Genomic DNA, 20,582 nt, shown 5'->3' with positions numbered 1-20,582 from the left:
TTAAAATGGAAATGATTTTATTTGTTTTAGTGATGATTTTGCTTGTGCTTTTGTTTGTAGTGCTTTTTAGGCAGTATAAAAGCCCTAAAATAGAAGAAAAAAGTACGCAAAGTTTTAGCGATATCATGCAGCTTAAATCCATAGGAGAATTAAGTGTTTTTCAAGTTTTTAGTAAAGAGATTGTTACTAAAAAAGATAGTGCTTTTAATGGAATTTGGAAAAATCTTTTAGGATGGTCTTTAAGTGAAAGACAGATTGCTTTGATTTTTGAATTTGAGATCACTTTCTTGTATGATTTAAGGGATAAAAACTTTGATATTTTGCCTTTAGGGGACGATGCTTATAAGATCATCATGCCAGAGTGTAGATACAAACACAGCATCATAGATATGAAATTTTATGATGAAAAAAATGCTAAATTTTTACCTTTTTTGCTGCCTGATTCTATCAATAGTACGGGGATTAGTTTTAGCGAAAGTGATAAAAACAAACTCATAAAAGAAGCCAAAGATGAGGTTAAAGACTTGTCTTTAAATCTTATCCAAAATTTAGAAAGCAAAATTCATAAAAGTGCTAAGGATACTTTAGAAGCTATTGCTAAAGGTTTTGGAGCTAAGAGAGTGGAATTTGAATTCAAGGATAACACGCAAAAGCTAGATGTAAACTAGCTTTTTTCTTTTCTTACTTGGGTAATGCTTTTTCCACCTAGTCCGTAATTATCCGTATCGATTTCATCGATAATTACCACAGTCGAGCTTTTATTTTTGTTTAAAACCTTAGCAAGTAAATCCGTTACTCCCGCGATAAGCTCTTGTTTTTGTTCTGTTGTAGGCTCTCCGTTTTCTTTGGTGATGCGTATATTTACAAAAGGCATTTTTAACTCCTTAAATTTTTATAATTATTCTAAAATCTAAAAAATTAAAATATTCTTTTATTTTGTAAATTTTTTGATTATTTCATAGTTTTGTAAAAGCTGTTCAAAAGAAAAATTTAAATTTGCAGGAGAAGTTGAGGGTAGGGCTATGGCTTCTAAGTGAGGGTGGAATTTAACAAAAAATCTATAAGCACTTTGTCCTGTAGTAAAAATGGCTTGGATTTTGGTTTGAGAAAGGATCAGGCTTAAATCATTGGCTTTTGCATAACTTATGGTTTTATCATCTGAATTTTTTATCTTGCAACTTTGAAGTACATCCCAAAGAGCGATATGTTTTTTTCTTAAAAAGGCTTGTTGTTCTGTGATATTTTCTAATTTTGCATTAAAAAGTGTTTCTAGTATAGGCCAAAAACGATTTCTTGGGTGTTGATAATAAAAGCCATCTTGTCTTGATTTAATAGAAGGAAAAGATCCTAAAATTAAGATTTTAGAATCTTTGTCAAAAAAAGGCTTAAAAGGATGAGTTAAAAATTCACTCACTCGCACAAATCCACAGAAATTTTTCCGTTTTTAATTTCGCTGATTTTCACCTTTAAACTTTGGTTTTCAGTTAAATTAAGATGCTTGCTTTTTGAACTATGCAATAAACCATCAACACCATTTTTAAGTTCCACAAAGGCTCCAAAAGGAGCGATTTTTTTAACAATACCTTGAAATTCTTGTCCAAGTTCAAAGCCTGATATATCTTTGTCTTTAGAGCCTTTTTTAGTTCCTTTTTGAGAGCTTGTGATGTTTATGATGTAGTTTTTTGCAGCTTTGATTTGCTCGTTTTGACTCCCTGCTATCTTTACTTCACCTTTTTCGCGATCTAAGTCTATAGAAACGCCAAATTTTTCTATGATTTCTTTGATGGTTTTTCCAGCTTGCCCTATGATATCAACGATTTTTGAAGGATCAACGCTAAAAAGCTCAAGTTTAGGTAAAACTTCTTCATTGACTATGATTTCTTTTGCAGCTTCTTCCATAATGCTTAAGATATGAAGTCTTCCTTCTTTGGCTTGATATAAAGCTTTTTTGAGTGTTTCTTGATCGATTCCACCTAGTTTTATATCCATTTGAAGAGCCGTAATGCCGTCTTTGCTTCCTGCTACTTTAAAATCCATATCCCCATCATGATCTTCAAGTCCCATGATATCTGTTAAAACAGCATATTTGTTATCTTCAAAGATAAGCCCCATGGCTACTCCTGCAACAAGTTTTAAGCTTGGCACTCCTGCTGCTTTTAAGGCTAAAGATCCGCCACAAACCGTTGCCATAGAACTTGAGCCATTGCTTTCTAAAATTTCACTGACTAAGCGGATTACATAAGGATAATTTTCATCCACGCTTGGATAAAGTGCTCTTTTGGCTAAATTTCCATGTCCTAGTTCTCTTCTTCCTGGAGCTTTGATAGGACTTGCTTCGCCTACTGAAAAACCTGGAAAATTATAATTTACCATAAAGCGTTCGCTTATAGGATTTTTTTCTGTAAGCAAGTCTATCATTTGAGCATCGTTTTCTCCGCCTAAGGTTGCAATCACTAGGGCTTGAGTTTGTCCACGAGTGAAAAGACAAGAGCCATGAGCGTTTGGCAAGATATTGGTTTCTATACTGATAGGACGAACCTCATTTAAACTTCTACCATCAGCTCTTTTGCCTTCATTTAAAATTTGCTCACGAATAAGTTTGCGTTTGACTTTAGCTAAGGTATTTAAGACACTTTCTTCGCTCCAGTCTTTAGCAATTTCAAGATTTAAAATTTCTTTAGCGATTTTATTTAGTTCGCTCGCTCTTTCGCTTTTTGCCATTTGATTGATGGCTTCTTTGATTTGTTTTTGGAAATTATTTTCTATAAAAGCTAAAATTTTAGGATGTTCAATCTCATTTTTTAGTTCGATTTGAGAATTTTTTTTGTGTTTGCTAAAGGCTTCTTCATAAGCATTTGAACCATTTAATATAGCTTTTTGAGCTAAATTTAGAGCTTCTAAAATTTCATCTTCGCTAAGTTCATTCATATTTTGTGAAGTGGTTTGAGTTAAAACATCAGCGTAAGGAGCTTCGATAAAGATTTCATTTTCTTTTTGATCAGGTAAGGCTCTCATTTCTATCATCAAAAGCTCATCTTTTACACCTGCTACATAGAGATCTAGGGTACTATTTTGAAGCTCTTCATTGTTTGGATTGAGTATGAAATTTCCATCTATCTTTCCTATACGCACACCACATATTGGAGCTTTCATAGGTATATCACTAAGATAAAGTGCCACGCTTGCGGCATTTAAGCTCATTACTTGCAAATCTACTTTAGGATCAGCTGAGAGAACCATCACAACGATTTGAGTCGGATAAGCATAGCCTTTTGGAAAAAGAGGGCGTAAGCTTCTATCAATAATGCGTGCTGTTAAGGTTTCTGCATCGCTTGGCTTGGTTTCTCTTTTGACATAACCACCAGGGATTTTTCCTGCGGCATAAGCTTTTTCGATGTATTGGACGGTTAGAGGTAAAAAATCTTCTTCAACTTGTTTTTCTTCTCTTGCAACTGTAGCTAGAACAACGCTTTTGCCTTGTCTCATTAAAACAGCACCGGCAGCTTGTTTGGCAACTTTGTCTATATCAAATATTTCTGTATTTTTGTTAATTTCTATGCTGTATTGCATTATTTTTCCTTTTTTACCAGATAATAAATTCGTAAAATTTTTTAAAATATTTAGCAAATTTCATCCTTTTTAAATTTTGTTTTCACTTTCTGCTAAAGAGAAATCGTATTTTACTCCTCCTAAAGGATAGAAGTTGAAAATAAAATAAACTCCGCTTTGATTTTTAGCTGTGATGCCACCACTTGTGAGTTGTGGATCGATTCTTTCTCTATACATTAAAGAATAGTTCCAACATTTTCTTTGGTAGGTATAGCCAAGTTCCCACATGTTTGCATGAGCTCTTTGAGTATCAAACCAAATTCCACCAAATAAATTGTAATTAGGTGTGGCAATATAATTTGCTCTTGTACCAATAAAGCTATATTTTCCATACTCATCGTTTTGATAAGCATGAGAAAACATCCAATTAAATTTTGAATTTGCATTGACTTCTATTTGGCTGATGACATTGGTAAAGCGACTTTGCTCATAAGAGTAAAGCACTTCGCTGTTGAGATTGATATTTTCATTAAAATAATAAGTTAAAAGATTTTCAAGTTCATAGAATTCATTTTGTTTATTGAGATAGTCAAGCGAAATTCTGTGTTTGAGTTTTTTTTGTCCTCCGTTGTTATAGAAATATTGCACAGCATAAAGACTTGTATGTTCGTTTTCTTTGTCGTATTCTTCAAGATAATCTTGCGTGATTTTACCTGATTTTGCTCCTGGTAAAACGTAATTCACCCCTAAATTTAAAGTATGAAAGAAATTTTCATAAGCTTTTGAAAGATCGGTGTAGAGATTAAAATCATGAGTGTTTCTGAAATAATGCTCATGGTTTCTTTCGGGATCGTTGCTATAATTTACAAAAGAAGCATAAAATCTTTCTGTAAAAGTAAAGTGTAAAAAGTCTCCAAAAAAAGCGTTGTGATACGAGATAGGCAAGTCTAAATTTAGCTCATTTGCATAAGAACCAGCAGGTCGGTAAAAATTATGAAATGAAGCATCAAATGAATAACGCAAGCGTTCATCAAAAAGGTTATTTAAAAATCTATGATATTGAAAGCTTGGATATTCTTGTAAGGTTGTATTATTGCTAAGTTTAGATGTGTCGATATAATATCTTGCATAAGCTCCGTAAAAATTGTTTTCATCGGCTAAAAAATAATTGATTTTGGAGGTTACAAGCGAGTTAAGATCTCGATAATCCCTACTTCCTAAATTTAAATAATCCACATCGTTGAGATAGGTTGCATCTATCCATAGGCCTTCTTGAAAATTATCACTGAGTAAAGATTTGATTAAATCATCTCTTGAGTATTTTAGTTCTATTCCATAGTGGGTTTGATTTTTCAAATTTTCATCGTGAAAATAGGAGCTATTTTCCCTAAAAGCACCAAAATTTAATTCTCCTGTTGAATATGGAGAATCAAGAAATCTTAAAGTAGAATAAAGTCCAAAGCCACGGTTTGTTCGAATTTGCGGATCAAGTTCTAAATCCCAATTTTCTTGAGTGGCTATATAAATAGGTTGTTCATAGTATAAGCCTTCGCTACTTTTTAAAACGATTTTTGGGATTAAAAGCCCGCTTTGTCTATGAGTATCAGTGCTAAATCCAAAATAAGGTAGATAAAAAACTGGGGTATTTTTAACATATAATCTTGCATTGTAAAGATGAACAAAATTGGTTTCCCGGTTAAGCCAGCCTTTTGAAAAACGAATTTCCCAATCAGGATCTTCAACATTGCAGCTTGAAACTGCTGAAATTTTACTTTCAAAGACTTTATCATTTAGATGGCTTGTTTTGCTTTGAAACCATACTTCAAGATTGTTATTGGAAAAGAAAAAATTACTAAAATCGGCTTGATTGGAATTTAGGTTGATTTTAGCATAATCAGAATGTGATCTTTCGTTTTGTCCCCTTAGGATGTTAACATCGCCAAAAAGCTCAACATCTCCGGTTTTTTCATTGTAAATTGCTTTATTGGCAGTGATGAAATAAAAATCAGAAAAAATAATAACATCATTGTTTGCAGTAAGAATATCACCTTCTTTTTTTGCATCAAGAGCGTAAATATCAACTTGTGCTGCACTTAAAGCTATGCTAGTTCCTAGCAATAGGGAAAATTTATGCCACATCAACTACTATTGTCCTTGCTAGATAATCCTCCCAAGCTTTGCGTAAATCATTGCTTAAAGCCCAAGCAAACCCAAGCATAAACGCCATAGCACTAACTTGTCTTATGGCAGATCTGATGCAACTTTGGATGAGATTGGGTTTGTCAAGAAGATTTTCATCCAAGATGATAATTTTGCATAATATTTTTCCCAAACTTGCCCCATAAAGATAAGTAAAAATTGCTTGATAACTAAAATGAAGCAAGATGAAGCCAAGATAAAAATTTCCTATAATTTGAGTCGTTTCAAATAAATCTTTTGCTTGGATTAGACGATCATAAAAAATGATAAACACAATCAAAGAAATAACCATATCATCGATTAAAAAAGCTAGAACCCTTTTTCCAAAACTTGCTATTTTTAGATTTTCACGCTCTAAGCGGTCTTGTAAATTTTCTTTCATTTAAGAACCTGATGAGCGATGTCTTTTCTGTATTGTTTTCCTTTGAAATTTACATTATCACAAAGTTTATAAGCATTTTTTTGCGCTTCTTCTATACTTTTTCCTGTGCCAACGCAAACTAAAACTCTTCCACCATCAGCCATTAATTTGCCATCTTCTAGGCTTACTCCAGCATAAGAAATATGAGAGTTTTCAGGAATGTTATCTACAGTAATTTCACTTTTTGGTGAACTTTTGTAAGGATAGTTTTCACTCGCGCATACAACCCCTACTGCAAATTCTTTTTTGATTTTGATTTTTGCGTGTCTTAAGCGTCTTTGAGTAGCAGCTAAAATAAGTTCTAAAGGATCTTCGATTAAAGGCATTAAAACTTCACATTCAGGATCGCCAAAGCGAACATTAAATTCTAATACATAAGGTTTATTTCCAACGATCATAGCACCTATAAATAAAACACCACAAAATTCCGCTCCTTCTTTTTTCATACCTGCTAAAGTCGGTAAAATAATATCTTTTTGAACTTTTCTAAGCAAGCTTTCATTCGCCAAAGAGCTAGGGGCGTAAGCACCCATTCCACCAGTATTTGGCCCTTGATCATTATCGAGTAATTTTTTGTGATCTTGTGCTGCAGGAAGTAAAACAAAATCATTGCCATCACATACTGCAAAAATGCTTAATTCATAACCATCTAAAAATTCTTCAATTACAACGAGTTTTCCAGCATCTCCAAAGCTTTCTCCGCTCAGCATTTTAGCTGTTTCTTCTATGGCTTCTTCATGAGTCTTAGTTATAATAACACCTTTTCCTGCACAAAGTCCATCGGCTTTTACTACTATAGGAGGGGTTAAACTATATATAAAATTTTTTGCTTTTTCAATGTCATTTGTGTTTAAAAATTTGGCTGTTTTGATGCGGTATTTTTTAAGAAAGCTTTTCATAAAAGATTTTGAGGTTTCAAGCATTGCAGCAGCTTTACTTGGCCCAAAAATAGCAAGTCCTTGTTGTTTAAAAATATCTACAACCCCTTCAGCTAAAAAACTTTCACTTCCTGCTATACAAAGATCAAAACCTTTTTCTTTTGCATAGGTTGCTAAAACTATTGGATCTTTTAGGTTTAAATTTGTTCCAAGACTTTCGGTAGCGCCATTTCCAGGAGCAAAATAAAACTCTAAATTTTTGTCTACTCTTCTTAAGGCTAAAGCAATAGAGTATTCTCTTGCACCACTACCCAAAATCATTATTTTCATTTATATCTCCTTTTAAACCCAAACAGCCGTTTAACAAAGATTGACCCCAAAAAGTCAAAGAAAACCGCTAGGTAATTTTTAAAGGCTGCAACTTCTCACTTTTTTCAAAGCTCAAACGATGCCACAGAACACGGTAAATCACACAATCGCAGTTAATAAAAATGTGTTGGATCACTTTAAATACCACAAACTGTTTAGGCAAGGAAATTATAACTTAATTTAGCTTAAATTTCTATGTCTTAAATCAGTTTAAATTTGGTTTTTCCTGATTTGTCAAAATGCTTTCCTTGTAAAATAATATCGGCAACATTTTCCCAAACATGTTTTTCATCAATATAGACTATATCAAAGGTGTTATCACGCATTAAAGATTGATAATTTACTTTTTTAGGTGCGTATTTTACTAAATAATACGGATTTTGTGAAAAGTTTTCAATTTTTAATTTGCATAATAAATCTAAATCCGATGTGACAACTAAAAATTTTTTTCTTTGTTCTTTTGTGATTTTTTGAATATACATTAAAAGTTTTTGATCAAAAGGATTTAGAGCGGATTTATTTAAGCGACTTAAGTAATGTTCTGCAAAAGAAAGAGAACAGAAAGAATTTTCTATATTACTCATAGTAAAATAAGAATTTTTAACTCCTGATGATTTTAAAGATAAGTGCCAAATTTTAACATCCATTATGGTTGCACATAGGTTTAAACCTGTGATAATTTTTTTAAAGAGTTTTTCTCGCGAAAGCTTAAAAGCATTTTCGAAAATATTATAATTTTTCTTATAAAAATCTTCTTTTATAGCATCAAGTCTTTTTAGTGTTGTTTTGTAGTATTCTACTTCTTTTTGTAGTTTAGTTAATCTTTCTTGTTGTGCTTTAAGTTTTTCAGGGTCTGCATTGGCCGCATTGCTTTTAAGATTTATTTCAGATTGTAAAGTTTTCATTTGTGCTTCAAGTGAGGCTAGACGATTTTTTCTTGTATCTATAGTAGCTACTAAAGCTTGGTAATGACACTGCAAAGATAAAAAAGTTTCGTTAAAAATTTTAGAGATATTTGGTTTTTGATCAGCTATTATTTGCTTATATGAATTCTCTAAATGCATCATGATGCTTTTTAATGCACTAAATTGGGTTTGGTCTATGCTATTATCCATAAAAATTAAAGTATCATAAGCTTTAAATAAAAATCTTTTAAGTATAAGATAATCAAGTATGCAAGGAATTTCCTTTTCATCTTGTAGATTGGCTTGAAGCGTTTCTACGGATAAAATTTCATGGGCAAAATATTTTTGTATAGCTTGAGGTATAGTAAAAGAAAGAGGAATTTTTTCTATAGTGTCAAAGTCTGTCGTTCTATAGAGTTCTGTTATATAAGCACTTCTTCTTGAGTTTTGCAAGTCTTCTAATTCATCATCATTATCAGTTTTCCAAAAATCATGCTCAGTGATAAAATCCCCTTCTTTGAATTCTTGAAATTTTGAAGGTTTTATACCTGTTATGGTTTTGCTTGTTTGAACGAGTTTGCCGTCTTCTGCTTTTTTTTCGCTAGAAAGAGTTCTAAATTCCACAAGCATACCAACACTTGGCATACTTTTTTTATCATTCCAAATTTGGCGATTAAAGTCAAAAAAGGTATTTGCTGAGTTTGTAACGGTTCCACGTCCTGTAGAATCCATATAAATAGCTATTTTTCCATGCATATTTCTTCCTTGAAATTTCTTAAATAAATTCTAGCCTTATTTTTATAAAAATTTTATATTAAAAATAAGAGCTAGAAAAAATGGATTATTCCCATTCTATAGTTGCAGGTGGTTTGCTTGAGATATCATAAACAACGCGATTTATACCTTCTACTTCATTGATAATACGGCGACTTATGTTTTCTAAAATTTCGTAAGGTAAATGCGAGAAGGTAGCTGTCATACCATCACTTGCATCTACAACGCGTATACAAACTGCATTATCATAAGTGCGGTTATCCCCCATAACCCCAACGCTTTTAACATTTAAAAGCACGCAAAATGCTTGCCAAGTTTTATCATACCAACCTGTACTTTTAAGTTCCTCAAGTAAAATTACATCAGCCTTGCGCAATAGTTCCAAGCTAGGGCGATTTACTTCTCCCATAATGCGTATAGCAAGCCCTGGCCCAGGGAAAGGATGGCGATAAACCACTTCTTTGCTAAGTCCAAGCTCAAGCCCTAAAGCACGCACTTCATCTTTAAAAATTTCTTTTAAAGGCTCTATGAGTTTAAGATTCATTTTTTCAGGTAAGCCCCCTACATTATGATGGCTTTTAATGGTTTTGCTTGCACCTACAACAGAACTTTCTATGATATCAGTATAAAGTGTGCCTTGAGCGAGATATTTTACATCTTTATGTTTTTTTGCTTCTTCTTCAAAAACTTCTATAAAGGTATTTCCTATGATTTTTCTTTTTTGCTCAGGATCTGTGACATTAGCTAAGCGACTTAGGAAAATTTCACTTGCATCAATACTGATAAGATCGATACCTAAAGTGTTTTTAAACATAAATTCAACTTGTTCTTTTTCTCCACTTCTTAAAAGTCCATTATCTACAAAAACTACTATAACTTGCTCTTTTATAGCGCTAGCTAAAAGTGCAGCAACTACGCTACTATCTACTCCGCCACTTACAGCACAAAGCACTTTATCATTGCCTACTTCTTCGCGGATTTTTTCTGCTTGAGTTTTTGCAAAAGAACCCATATTCCAAACGCTTTCACAATTACAAGCGTATTTAGCAAAATTTTTTAAGATATTTTTGCCAAATTCGCTGTGTTGTACTTCTGGGTGAAATTGTAGAGCAAAGAATTTTTTATCCTCATTTCCAAAAACACAAAAAGGGCTATTTTCACTTGTGGCTAAAACTTCAAAACCTTGAGGTAAATTTTCTACTTTATCAGAATGACTCATCCAAACGGTTTGTTTTTTTGGAAGATTTTTAAATAAAGCGCTATCTTTTTTAACTTCTATGTTTGCTTTGCCGTATTCTTTATGTCCTGCAGGTGCTACTGTAGCTTTGTAATGATGTGCCATGAGTTGCATACCATAACAAATTCCAAGAATAGGTAGATTTAAGTCAAATATGCCTTTATCGCAAAAATACGCATCAGTTGCATATACGCTTGCTGGACCTCCGCTTAAAATAATACCTTTTGGTTCTTTCGCCTTAATATCAGCCAAGCTTACATTAAAAGGTAAAATTTCTGCATAAACTCCTTGTTCCCTTAAGCGTCTTGCTATAAGCTGAGTGTATTGAGAGCCAAAGTCTAAAACTAAAATATCTGCTTTTTTCATTATTTACCACCTATGTAATTGTTCGTATTTTTTAATGGTTTTTACCGAACCATTTTGTTCATAGCTTGTGTATTGAGGGTTGCCTTTATATCCGCAAGCACAGAAGAAAATTAAGAAAAGAAATGCTAAAATCATCTTATGGGAAAAAGAAATAATATTAAGATGACTAAAAACGCTAGTGCTGTTATTAATGAATTGATGGATAAACCTCATTATAAGCCTTTAAAAACCTTATTTTTTTGCAAAGATTTTTTAAGTTCTTTTCCGCTTGCTAAGCAACGTTTGATTGCTAAAATTTATGTAAAAAATCATATTTTAAATATAATAACCTTACATCCAGCAGCTTATCAAGAATTAAATCATGATGATAGCAAAATTTATATTAAATTTCTCATAAAAGCATATGGACAGAAATATCCTTTAAGTGGATTTGTTGATATAAAAGATATAAAAATCTTTTCTCAAAAATACACTTATGCGGCAAATAAAAACAAAAATGATGAAAAACTCTCTAAAAATTCTTATTTGGAGCTTTCTAAGGGTAAATTTAAAAATTGCTTTAAAGATGAAAAATTATTTAAGAAATTTGAAGATTTAAGAGAGCTTATAAAAAAAGGTTCTAATCTTGACTAAAGAGAATTTAGAAAATGAGTTAAAAACTCTTCCCAATAGCACTGGAGTTTATCAATACTTCAATCAAGAAGGAAAGCTTTTGTATGTAGGCAAGGCTAAAAATCTTAAAAATCGTGTCAAATCTTATTTCGCTTTTACTCCAAATTTACATGCAAACCCAAGAAATTCTTTAAGAATTCAAAAAATGATTGAAGAAACAGTGCATTTGGAATTTATCACTACTAATTCAGAGGCTGATGCTTTGATTTTGGAAAATTCTTTTATCAAACAACTGCATCCAAAATATAATATTTTACTAAGAGATGATAAAACTTATCCTTATATTTATGTGGATTTTGAAGAAGAATTTCCACGCTTTGAGATCACTAGAAAATTAGTAAAAAAAAGCAAAATTAAATATTTTGGCCCTTTTTTTAAAGGCGCTAGAGAGCTTTTAGATGCGCTTTATTTATACTATCCTTTAAAGCAAAAAGCAAGTTGTAAATCCCCTTGTATTTTTTATCAAATTTCTCGTTGTCTTGCACCTTGCGATAAACGCATTAGCGAGGAAAAATACCTTGAAATTTTAGATGAGGCTATGCACGCACTTTTAAATCCTAGTATTTTAATAAAAAATTTAGAAAAACAAATGATACATTTAGCACAAAATGAAAATTACGAAGAAGCAGCTAAAGTAAGAGATCAGATTGCAATGATTAAAGATTTGGAAGTTAAGGTTGAAATAGATATTGCAAAATTAGAAGATTTTGAAGTATTTGCTTTAGCTTTTGAAAATTCCATGCTTTCAACCTTGCGTTTTGTAGTGCAAAATGGAAAAATTATCAGTGCAAATTCTAAGATTACTCCTATAAAAAATGATATACAATGGGATAAAAATGAAATTTATAAGCAACTGATTTTAGAAAATTTTAGCATGGATATTCCTTTGCTTGCAAATGTTATTTATGTTTATGAAGAATTTGAAGATAGAGTGCTTCTAGAAGAAATTTTAAGCCAAAGGTTTGATAAAAAAATCAGTATTAAAATTCCTAAAATAGGAGAAAAAAGAAGAATTTGTGATTTGGCTTTTCAAAATGCCCTTTTAAATATAGAAAAAGAGCAAAAAAATCATGATTTTACTATACAAAAAGAATTAAAGTCTTATTTTGAGCTTGAAAATTTACCAAATGATATAGAAATTTTTGACAATTCTCATTTGCAAGGCGTGGCAAATGTTGGAGCTATGGTAACTTATAGAATAAATTCTTGGGATAAGTCAAAATATAGAAAATTTCATTTAAAACATAAAAATGACTATGATCAAATGTGTGAAGTTTTAACGCGTAGGGCTTTGGACTTTGATAAAATACCTCCTCCTGATTTATGGCTTATAGATGGGGGAAAGGCTTTGCTTGATTTGGCTAAAGAAATCATTGTAAGTAGTGGGGCAAATGTCGATATTTTAGCTATTTCAAAAGAAAAAATCGATGCAAAAGCACATAGAGCTAAAGGAGGTGCTAGGGATAAAATTCATTCCTTAAAAGGAGAATTTAGCTTAAGTATTAACGATAAAAAACTACAATTCTTACAGAAATTAAGAGACGAAGCACACCGTTTTGCTATCAGTTTTCATCAAAATACTAAGAAAAAACAGGACTTGAAAAGTTCTAAGCTTGCAAATTTAGGACTTAGTTCAGGGGTTATACAAAAACTTTTAGCGTATTATGGAAATTTTGAATCTATATATAAGGCTGATTTTAAAGATCTTACAATGCTTGTAGGCAAGAAAGCGGCACGAAAGATAAGGGAAAATTGATTTGATATTAGCAGGGATAATTTTTATTTTTAATCTAATTTTAGCGTATTTAAGTATTGATATCTCAAAGCTTGATAGTGTTACTGAACAACTGAAAATAGGTATGTTTTCTAGCATTTTTGTTTTATCTTTAACACTTTTTATTTTTGCTTTTAGGCAAAATAGAAATATAAACAAAATATATCAAAAAATTTTTTGCATGCAAAATGATTTTTTAAATTTTCAAAAAAAGATTGATGTTGATAGTGCACTTGATTTGTTAAAGGAAAAATTTGAAACTACAGGACAAAATTTAACTAAAATATCCCATGAAAAAGATAGATATTTGCATTTATTAGAGGAAAATTTATATCAGCTTGGAAATATATCCAATGCAATGCGTTGCTTAAATGAAGGGTATAATAAAGAAATTAATTCTTTGATTTTAAATGCCTTAAATTCTCAAAAAGATCAAATTAGATTAGAATTAAATGAGGCTTTAGAGCATCTTAAAAGCATTATAGGGACATCTCATGGAAAGGTTTTGCAATTTGAAGCAAGTGTGGCTATAGTTAATAATGATGAGCTTGAGAATTTTTTACTTGCAAATTTACTTTCGTATTTTGGCATAGAAAGCACTTGTTTTAAAAATTTAAGTTTTGATGTTAATGACTTTCATTTGATTTTTATCAAGGATAAAATTTTAAATGAAAATGTAAAGAAAAACTATGATTTTATAGTGATGGGTCGCCATAAAAATACACATTATGAGTATTTTTTAACTTTACCTTTTGAAAAAAAAGATCTTGAAAATATTTTGCAAAACAAGCTTGATAAGGTTTGCACTTTAAAATTTAAAACCCCTTATCAAAATAATGTATTGCTTTTTAAACAAAATGATTTTGATGCAACCTTATTTTTTAATATAATAGAAAAACAATGCGATAAAAATATATGTATAAATTCTTTTAGTCAATTAAAACAAGAATTAAGTAAAGAGACTTATCGTTTGATTTTACTTGATTATGAATTAATTAAATTTGATCTTGAGCAAATGAGAAATTTGCTAAGTGCTTATAAAAAACAGCATCCACAAAGCCATATTATCTTTTTTTCAAAGGAAAAAATTAGGGATTTTGATTGTGTGAGTGAAGTTTTAAGTGATGTAAGTAGAAATGATCTTATAACTTTACTTAGAAAGTATTTGCCAAAGGCCTAAACTTTATAAAATTTAACTCCAGCTAAATCGAGAATTTTTACCTTTTTTTCTTTGATAAGTTGATTTAAGAGAGTTTTGGATTGTTCATCAAATTTTACTTCAATGTCTATTTCGCTTTGTGAGCGTAGATGAAGCATTTTTAATAATTCTTCTTCATTGAAGCTTAGTTTTTCACCTTCATAATGTCTTTTGGCTAAGAGTACGGGAGTAGAATCTATAAGTTTAGAAAGTTCTAAAAGTTTTTCTTCGCTTACTTTTTTAACGGCATAAGCAGGAGGTCTATCTATGGTACTTAGATCAACCCTTAAAGGCATGATTTTTTTTAAAGCTTGATTGAGTGCTTTAAATTCTTCTTCATTGTCGTTAAGATCTTTAACAACTAGAATTTCCATAATCAAATCTCCATTAAACCTAGCTCTAAAATCTGCCATTTTTTCTATCATTTTTTCTAAGTCAATGTTTTTTAAAGCTCTATCAATACGATAAAAAGTTTTAGCAACTGCACTATCTAGGCTAAATTTGACCACATCTAGTTTTAGTAAAGCATTAAATTTGTCTCCATCTAATACAGCTGTACCATTGCTTAAAATAAGCAATTTTTTATCTTTAGCAATGCTGCGTAAAGATAAAATAAGCTCATTTAAATGAGGATAAAGACTAGGCTCTCCGTTGGCAGTAAGGGTAAGAAAATCAAATTCAACATTTTTTTCAAGCACAACTTTAACTTCGGAGATAATTTTATCTATGCTGATAATTTCATCTTGTTTTTCTTGGGCTTTTTTTGGATCAAGCTCACAATAAACACAATCAAAATTGCATTGTTTTTTGCTAGGGCTTAAATCTATACCCAAAGATCTTCCAAAACGCCTTGAGCTAACAGGACCAAAGAGTATTTTCATTTAGCTGACTTTCTTGTACAAGCTTGATAAAATATTTTGCATTTTCAACAGGAATATCAGGCAAGATCCCATGTCCTAAGTTGAAAATATGAGCTTTATTTTGCATGGTTTTTAGTATTTTTTCCACTCCTTCTTTGATGGCATTTTTATCATAAAGTCTACAAGGCTCCATGTTGCCTTGAAGAGTGTATTTGTGTGATAGTTTATCACGTGCTAAATCAAGCGGAGTGCTCCAATCAACCCCAAAAACATCAAAATTACCATCGATTCTATCCAAATAACCGCTAATGCCTTTAGGGAATAAAATTACAGGTATATTTGGGTATTTGCCTTTAATAAAATTTGAAATTTCAAGCATATAATTAAAAGAGAATTCAAAAAACTTATCGTATTCTAAAGCACTTGCCCAGCTATCAAAAATTTGTATAGCATTAGCACCTGCTTTAATTTGCTCTTCTAAATAAAGTTTTAAAACTTGAGTTAGTTTGTTTAGAATTTTATGTAAAAGTTCTGGGTTTTGATAAAGCATTTTTTTACACTTTGCATAATTTTTACTTCCACTTCCTTCTATCATATAGGTAGCTATAGTCCAAGGGCTTCCGCAAAATCCTATTAAAGCCTTGTTTTGAGATAATTTTTCTCTAGTAAGCTTTAAGGCATCATAGACATAATTTAATTTTTTATGTGCATTTTGATCGTCAAGTTTTTCTAAGTCTTCTAGGGTTGAAATAGGATTATCAAAAACAGGCCCTTCTCCTTTTTCAAAACGTAAATTCATACCCATTTCAAGAGGAACAACTAAGATATCTGAAAAAATGATTGCTGCATCTACATCTAAAATATCAATAGGCTGTAAAGAAACTTCAGAAGCTTTTTTATAGTCTTTGCATAAAGAGAGAAAATCACCCGCTTGTTTTCTTACTTCCATATATTCTGGCAAATATCTTCCTGCTTGACGCATCATCCAAATAGGGGTGTAAGGTGTAGGTTTTTTAAAGCAAGCATCAATAAAAATCATTATTTTCCTTTGTTTTTAGCAAAATTATAACAGAATTTGATAAATTAAATTGGTCAATTTTTCTATATTTTCTTCATATGGAGGAAATAATAAATTTTTTCATTTTATCCAGAGTTATGAGAAATTTTACGAGAATTATTGGAATTCTCGTTTGTGTAGTTTGAGTTTTGATTTGTATATTAAGCCTTTGTATTGTTTGTGGCATTTCCTGCGTCAATTGTAGCAAAAAGCTTATTTAGCAAAGTCTCCTCATTTTTTTTGTATTGATCTTCTCTCATTTTTTGCCAAGCATAAGATCTAAAATCTTCTCTAGCAGCACTAAGATCAATATCTTCGTTAGTAAATTTGCTTGAGCTTGTTTTTTCTTCTTCCTTTTCTTCTTTGTTTTTTACTTCATTTAATGTGGCTTGAAATTCATCTGCTGAAGTATTTTTCTCTTTAACCTTTGTTGTGGTACTAAAGATAGCATTTGATGTTTTTTGAGTATTATCTACTACCATTTTCTCCTCCTTTATTTAACTTTACATTAAACAAACAAGCAATTTCTATTCCAATTTATATCTTTTTAAAACTTTTTCTTTGAAATTTTTTATAATTTAATTTATCTTTGGCAAAAAGTAAGGCAAAAATCAAAGCAGGGCTTACAAAAAGTGCCGAAAATAAAGCATTAAATTCTATACCCAATCCTGCTAAAACAATCCCACCTAAAAAACTTGCTAAAGCTATGCCTACATTAAAAGCTGCTTCATTCACACTTACTGTGCTGTCTATGACTTTATAAGTGTGGCGTTTAGCTTTAGTAATGCTAAGCATTTTTAGCGCAGGTATGGTTGAAAAGGCAAAAAATCCTATCAAAGCTACGCTAAAAATGATTAAAATTTTAGAATGCATGGTGAGAAATACGCTTAAAAATACTAGAACTTGTATGCTTAAAATAAGACGCAAAGAAAAAATAGCACCTTTTTTATCTACTATTTTTCCGCCCCATAAATTCCCACAAATTGCGCAAATTCCATATAAGAGCAAGATATAAGCTGTATCTTGGACTTTAAAACCGCTTATTTCTACAAGTAATTTTTGTAAATAAGTATAAAGAACAAATTGAGCCCCACAACTACAAATGGTTATAGTATAAGTTTTTAACAAATTTTGATGCGAAAAAGCAGGGATTAAATTTTTAAGACTTGTTGGGCTAGGATGTAAATTTTTGGGCATCATATGCCATACTCCAAAAAATGCTAAGCTTGTAATGATAAAAATAAGTAAAAAGATAAATTTAAAGCCAAAATAATGTCCTATGAAAGTTCCAAGCGGTACTCCAGTAACTAAGGCTACAGTAAGTCCTGTGACCATTATAGCTAGAGCGCTTGATTTTTTATCATCTGGGGTTATAGCACTTACAGCTAAGGTAGCAATGACAAAAAATACCCCATGTTGTGTTCCTGCTATAAAACGCGCAAATGCTGTAAGATAGAAATTTTGGCTAAAAAAGATAATGAAATTTGCTAGAGCAAAAATTCCAAGATTACTTAAAAGTTGTATGTGTCTATGAAAACGACTTAAAGGTATAGTAATAAGAGGAGCGCCTATAACAACACCTATGGCATATAAGGTTGTAAGATAGCCCGCGGTTTTTGCATCTACGCTAAAATACGCTTCAACATCAACCAAAACTCCTGCCATAACAAATTCGGTTACGCCCATACAAAAAGCACTAAGAGCTAGTGCAAAAAGAGCTTTTTTGTAATTTTGCATTTTAAGTTCCTTATAAAAAATAAAAACGCATTATAATAAAATAAAGGCTTAATTTCCTTAAAAAATTCAAAATATTTTTGTTAAAATAAAATAAAAATTTTAAAGGTAAATAATGAAAAAAATTATTTTATTGCTTGGTTTAAGTTTGGCGAGTTTAGGGGCTTTGAGTTTTGATGAGCTTATTTATAAAGATGAAGTAAAACCTAGTTTTGATTGCTCTAAAATCAAATATGATGGCAAAAGTGATGATGAGCTTATGATATGCAATAAAATTGGTGTGCGTAATGAATTTGAAAATAAAAAACTTGCTTTAGTAGATAACATCTATAGCAGTTTGTATCAAAATATTTCAAAAAAAGCAGATAAAAAGACGAAAAAAGATTTTAAAGCCAATTTCAAAAAAGATGATTAAAGAAAGAAAAATTTGTATAAAAAATATGCAAAATACAAAAGCAGAGGAAAATCCTATTTTACCTTTACTCAATGCAAGTGATTGCATGCAAGAAGCTTATGCTAAAGCTTTATTAGAACTTATGCAAAGAGCAAAAAAAGATACAAAGATTAAAGAAGTTTTAGAGCAAATTTTTAAAAATAAAGTTGATAAATATGAAAATTTACTCACTCAAAGTTTAAATACCAATAAAGATTTGCAAGATTTTATAGACAGCTTGGCTAAAGAAGATTTGATTGATTCTAGGCTAAATTTAAGCTTTAGGGTTTAAATTGATTGCAAATTTAGCCGCTTCAAAATAACTTTTAGTGTTGATTTTAGCATTTTTATAGGCCTTATCAAAGGCCGTGCCATGATCAACGCTGACGCGTATGATGGGTAAATTTAAACTCACATTGATGCTTTTATCAAAATACAAGGCCTTTAAAGGAGCAAGGGCAAGATCGTGATACATAGCTACTAAACGATTGCAGTTTTTTAAACCAGCCTTGGTAAAAGCTGTATCAGCTACTAAAGGATAGGGTAGATAAACGCCCTTGCCTTTAAAATTTAAAAGCAATTCTTTTTGTAAATTTTCATCTTTTAAGGCTTTTTTGAAAAATTTTTCATCTTTTTTAGAGTATAAAAAGGCATTGACAAAGGCTATAGCTTTTTCCATGATTTTTTCTTCTTCTCCACCTATAACTCCATAATCTCCAGCGTGAGGATTAAAACCTAAAAGTCCTATTTTTTTAAAATGCGTTTCTTTGTAAAAATCTTTTAAAAAGATGCTTAAATTTTTAAAAGTGATTTTTTTACTCACCTTAGCTAAAGGTATATGTTCGCTAAAAAGCCCTACAAAAAGTTCTTTACAACCTAATATCATAATGGCATTTTTTTTAAAAAAATCCCTTAAAGCATCGGTATGTCCTTTGTATTTAAGTCCTGCATCTTCCCAAGCTTTTTTGTGTATAGGTAGAGTAAGCAAGGCATGGGCGTGTTTTTCATAGACAAAATAACTTGCCGCCTTAAAACTTAAAAAACCATAAAGTCCACTTTTTGCATCTATTTCTCCGGCTTTGATTTCAAAATTTTCATCCACTTTAAAGCCTAAAGGAAGGCAAAAAGAGTAAATTTCAAGAGAATTTTCTTTTTTTATAAAATTAAATTCATAGTCTTTTCCATCTTTAAAAGCTACGATTTTTGCATTAAAAAGTTTTAAATTTAAAAGTTTTGAAGCTTTATCAAGCAAGTTTTCGTGGATAAAATAAAAAGGTGTGCAGATTTTGCTTAGTTCTTCATGAGAACGCACTAAAATTTCAAGTCCTATGCTGTTTATATCGCCTATGCTAATGGCTAGTTTTTTCATCTTTTAATAAGTTCTTTCATTTCCAAAATAGCGTTTTGAAGTCCTGTAAATACAGATCTTGCTACAATGCTTTGTCCTATATTTAGCTCGCAAATTTCTTTAATTTTTACTACGGGTTTTACATTTTTGTAATTTAAACCATGTCCCGCGGCTACTTTTAAGCCAAGTTCTAGGCCTTTTTTGGCACAGAGTTCTAAATTTTGTAATTCTTTTTCAAATTGAGCTTGCAAGGTTTTTTTATCTTGATTGAGTTCTTTTAAGGCAAAAGCAGTATGAGAGATATTGCTGAAAAGTGCGTTGTGCAAATTCGCATAATGTCCTGTATGAAGCTCTATGAATTGGGCTTTTAAAATTTTTGATTTTTCTATATCTTCTAAACTAGGATTAATAAAAAGTGAAACTTCAATGTTTGCATTTTGAAGTTTTTCTATGCTTTGTCTTAATTTAGCATGATTTAAACAAAGCCCCCCTTCTGTAGTAAGCTCTTCTCTTTTTTCAGGCACTAAAGTAACGCGGTGAGGTTTGAGTTTAAGAGCTAAATTTAAAATTTCATCATTTAAAGCACATTCTAAATTGATAGGGCTTTTGCAAAATTTTATAATATTTTCCAAGTCAAAATCCTGAGCATGACGGCGATCTTCTCTTACATGCAAAGTGATTTGATCTCCGTGTCTAGCTACTATAAAAGCAGCTTCTAAAAGATCAGGATCATTTACCATTCTAGCTTGTCTTAACACTGCAATATGATCGATATTTACACCTAAAAGCATATTTTTCCTTTAGAACT

The 20,582-nt window shown here is 31.1% G+C and carries 18 protein-coding genes and 1 pseudogene; 5 read left to right on the top strand and 14 right to left on the bottom strand.

The genetic code is table 11. The annotated features are described in order from the left end of the window. Window positions 1–5: 5 nt before the first annotated feature. Window positions 6–668, top strand: coding sequence for a DUF4230 domain-containing protein (locus tag AT682_RS06625; protein WP_002853958.1), 663 nt, complete (start codon window positions 6–8; stop codon window positions 666–668). Here the strand turns inward: AT682_RS06625 and AT682_RS06620 are convergent. From AT682_RS06620 to guaA, 8 genes are all read right to left on the bottom strand, one after another. Next, the gene (locus AT682_RS06620) at window positions 665–874 is read right to left on the bottom strand and encodes a 2-hydroxymuconate tautomerase family protein (protein WP_002856364.1); all 210 of its coding nucleotides are present in this window, start codon (window positions 872–874) and stop codon (window positions 665–667) included. The genes AT682_RS06625 and AT682_RS06620 overlap by 4 nt on opposite strands. A gap of 57 nt (window positions 875–931) precedes the next feature. After that, on the bottom strand, window positions 932–1,414 hold the full coding sequence (locus AT682_RS06615) for a DNA-deoxyinosine glycosylase (protein WP_002882181.1): 483 nt from the start codon (window positions 1,412–1,414) through the stop codon (window positions 932–934). Next, complete coding sequence (pnp, locus tag AT682_RS06610) at window positions 1,411–3,570, bottom strand: polyribonucleotide nucleotidyltransferase (RefSeq protein WP_002882182.1); 2,160 nt, start codon at window positions 3,568–3,570, stop codon at window positions 1,411–1,413. The genes AT682_RS06615 and pnp overlap by 4 nt, the downstream gene beginning before the upstream one ends. Before the next feature lie 69 nt (window positions 3,571–3,639). Further along, window positions 3,640–5,688, bottom strand: a complete 2,049-nt coding sequence (locus AT682_RS06605) for an LPS-assembly protein LptD (protein ID WP_002882183.1) — start codon at window positions 5,686–5,688, stop codon at window positions 3,640–3,642. Further along, window positions 5,678–6,130, bottom strand: a complete 453-nt coding sequence (locus tag AT682_RS06600; RefSeq protein WP_002855813.1) for an RDD family protein — start codon at window positions 6,128–6,130, stop codon at window positions 5,678–5,680. The genes AT682_RS06605 and AT682_RS06600 overlap by 11 nt, the downstream gene beginning before the upstream one ends. Continuing rightward, window positions 6,127–7,377 carry a phosphoribosylamine--glycine ligase gene (gene purD, locus AT682_RS06595; RefSeq protein ID WP_002882184.1) on the bottom strand — a complete coding sequence of 417 codons (1,251 nt, stop codon included), beginning with the start codon at window positions 7,375–7,377 and terminating at the stop codon, window positions 6,127–6,129. The genes AT682_RS06600 and purD overlap by 4 nt, the downstream gene beginning before the upstream one ends. Before the next feature lie 239 nt (window positions 7,378–7,616). Then, the gene (locus AT682_RS06590; RefSeq protein ID WP_002882185.1) at window positions 7,617–9,077 is read right to left on the bottom strand and encodes a GumC domain-containing protein; all 1,461 of its coding nucleotides are present in this window, start codon (window positions 9,075–9,077) and stop codon (window positions 7,617–7,619) included. 85 nt (window positions 9,078–9,162) lie between these two features. Further along, a complete protein-coding gene (gene guaA / locus AT682_RS06585) occupies window positions 9,163–10,698 on the bottom strand; it encodes a glutamine-hydrolyzing GMP synthase (protein ID WP_002882186.1) in 1,536 nt (511 codons plus the stop codon). 138 nt (window positions 10,699–10,836) lie between these two features. Here guaA and AT682_RS06580 point away from each other — a divergent pair, with 138 nt between their 5' ends. Genes AT682_RS06580 through AT682_RS06570 form a run of 3 tightly spaced genes read left to right on the top strand, consistent with a single transcriptional unit; the run spans window position 10,837 to window position 14,324 of the window. Beyond that, a complete protein-coding gene (locus AT682_RS06580; RefSeq protein WP_002882187.1) occupies window positions 10,837–11,331 on the top strand; it encodes a hypothetical protein in 495 nt (164 codons plus the stop codon). Continuing rightward, window positions 11,324–13,126, top strand: coding sequence for an excinuclease ABC subunit UvrC (gene uvrC / locus AT682_RS06575; RefSeq protein ID WP_002882188.1), 1,803 nt, complete (start codon window positions 11,324–11,326; stop codon window positions 13,124–13,126). Before AT682_RS06580 ends, uvrC begins: the two co-directional genes overlap by 8 nt. A 1-nt stretch (window position 13,127) precedes the next feature. Beyond that, entirely contained in the window at window positions 13,128–14,324 is a 1,197-nt protein-coding gene (locus AT682_RS06570) for a hypothetical protein (protein WP_002882189.1), read from the top strand. Here AT682_RS06570 and AT682_RS06565 read toward each other — a convergent pair. The 4 genes from AT682_RS06565 to AT682_RS06550 all read right to left on the bottom strand — a co-directional run bounded on the left by AT682_RS06565 (window position 14,321) and on the right by AT682_RS06550 (window position 17,996). Continuing rightward, window positions 14,321–15,223: a radical SAM protein gene (locus AT682_RS06565; RefSeq protein ID WP_002805699.1), complete on the bottom strand. Its 903-nt coding sequence runs from the start codon at window positions 15,221–15,223 to the stop codon at window positions 14,321–14,323. The two genes, AT682_RS06570 and AT682_RS06565, sit on opposite strands and share 4 nt — an antisense overlap. Continuing rightward, complete coding sequence (gene hemE / locus AT682_RS06560) at window positions 15,198–16,241, bottom strand: uroporphyrinogen decarboxylase (protein ID WP_002882190.1); 1,044 nt, start codon at window positions 16,239–16,241, stop codon at window positions 15,198–15,200. Before hemE ends, AT682_RS06565 begins: the two co-directional genes overlap by 26 nt. A gap of 179 nt (window positions 16,242–16,420) precedes the next feature. Beyond that, entirely contained in the window at window positions 16,421–16,741 is a 321-nt protein-coding gene (gene ciaC / locus AT682_RS06555; RefSeq protein WP_002876791.1) for an invasion antigen CiaC, read from the bottom strand. Between the two features lie 55 nt (window positions 16,742–16,796). Continuing rightward, the gene (locus AT682_RS06550; protein WP_002876792.1) at window positions 16,797–17,996 is read right to left on the bottom strand and encodes an MFS transporter; all 1,200 of its coding nucleotides are present in this window, start codon (window positions 17,994–17,996) and stop codon (window positions 16,797–16,799) included. Between the two features lie 112 nt (window positions 17,997–18,108). Between AT682_RS06550 and AT682_RS06545 the strand changes: the two are divergent. Next, window positions 18,109–18,718, top strand: a pseudogene (locus AT682_RS06545) (hypothetical protein). Here the strand turns inward: AT682_RS06545 and pdxA are convergent. Continuing rightward, on the bottom strand, window positions 18,701–19,795 hold the full coding sequence (gene pdxA, locus AT682_RS06540; RefSeq protein ID WP_002876794.1) for a 4-hydroxythreonine-4-phosphate dehydrogenase: 1,095 nt from the start codon (window positions 19,793–19,795) through the stop codon (window positions 18,701–18,703). The pseudogene AT682_RS06545 and the gene pdxA overlap by 18 nt on opposite strands. Beyond that, window positions 19,792–20,565: a pyridoxine 5'-phosphate synthase gene (gene pdxJ / locus AT682_RS06535; RefSeq protein WP_002868556.1), complete on the bottom strand. Its 774-nt coding sequence runs from the start codon at window positions 20,563–20,565 to the stop codon at window positions 19,792–19,794. Before pdxJ ends, pdxA begins: the two co-directional genes overlap by 4 nt. Between the last annotated feature and the right edge of the window lie 17 nt (window positions 20,566–20,582).

Origin of the sequence: Campylobacter jejuni (assembly GCF_001457695.1) — a bacterium.
GTDB classification, from domain to species: Bacteria; Campylobacterota; Campylobacteria; order Campylobacterales; family Campylobacteraceae; genus Campylobacter_D; species Campylobacter_D jejuni.
Note: the sequence above shows the minus strand (reverse complement) of the source record. Positions and strands in the feature narration are given on the sequence as shown.

What these genes read in the sequence shown, in the direction of transcription:
- AT682_RS06625 (WP_002853958.1), top strand. Translation starts at nt 6, where the DNA reads ATGGAAATGATTTTATTTGTTTTAGTGATGATTTTGCTTGTGCTTTTG.
- AT682_RS06620 (WP_002856364.1), bottom strand. Translation starts at nt 874, where the DNA reads ATGCCTTTTGTAAATATACGCATCACCAAAGAAAACGGAGAGCCTACA.
- pnp (WP_002882182.1), bottom strand. Translation starts at nt 3,570, where the DNA reads ATGCAATACAGCATAGAAATTAACAAAAATACAGAAATATTTGATATA.
- AT682_RS06605 (WP_002882183.1), bottom strand. Translation starts at nt 5,688, where the DNA reads ATGTGGCATAAATTTTCCCTATTGCTAGGAACTAGCATAGCTTTAAGT.
- AT682_RS06600 (WP_002855813.1), bottom strand. Translation starts at nt 6,130, where the DNA reads ATGAAAGAAAATTTACAAGACCGCTTAGAGCGTGAAAATCTAAAAATA.
- purD (WP_002882184.1), bottom strand. Translation starts at nt 7,377, where the DNA reads ATGAAAATAATGATTTTGGGTAGTGGTGCAAGAGAATACTCTATTGCT.
- AT682_RS06590 (WP_002882185.1), bottom strand. Translation starts at nt 9,077, where the DNA reads ATGCATGGAAAAATAGCTATTTATATGGATTCTACAGGACGTGGAACC.
- guaA (WP_002882186.1), bottom strand. Translation starts at nt 10,698, where the DNA reads ATGAAAAAAGCAGATATTTTAGTTTTAGACTTTGGCTCTCAATACACT.
- AT682_RS06580 (WP_002882187.1), top strand. Translation starts at nt 10,837, where the DNA reads ATGGGAAAAAGAAATAATATTAAGATGACTAAAAACGCTAGTGCTGTT.
- AT682_RS06565 (WP_002805699.1), bottom strand. Translation starts at nt 15,223, where the DNA reads ATGAAAATACTCTTTGGTCCTGTTAGCTCAAGGCGTTTTGGAAGATCT.
- hemE (WP_002882190.1), bottom strand. Translation starts at nt 16,241, where the DNA reads ATGATTTTTATTGATGCTTGCTTTAAAAAACCTACACCTTACACCCCT.
- ciaC (WP_002876791.1), bottom strand. Translation starts at nt 16,741, where the DNA reads ATGGTAGTAGATAATACTCAAAAAACATCAAATGCTATCTTTAGTACC.
- AT682_RS06550 (WP_002876792.1), bottom strand. Translation starts at nt 17,996, where the DNA reads ATGCAAAATTACAAAAAAGCTCTTTTTGCACTAGCTCTTAGTGCTTTT.
- pdxA (WP_002876794.1), bottom strand. Translation starts at nt 19,795, where the DNA reads ATGAAAAAACTAGCCATTAGCATAGGCGATATAAACAGCATAGGACTT.
- pdxJ (WP_002868556.1), bottom strand. Translation starts at nt 20,565, where the DNA reads ATGCTTTTAGGTGTAAATATCGATCATATTGCAGTGTTAAGACAAGCT.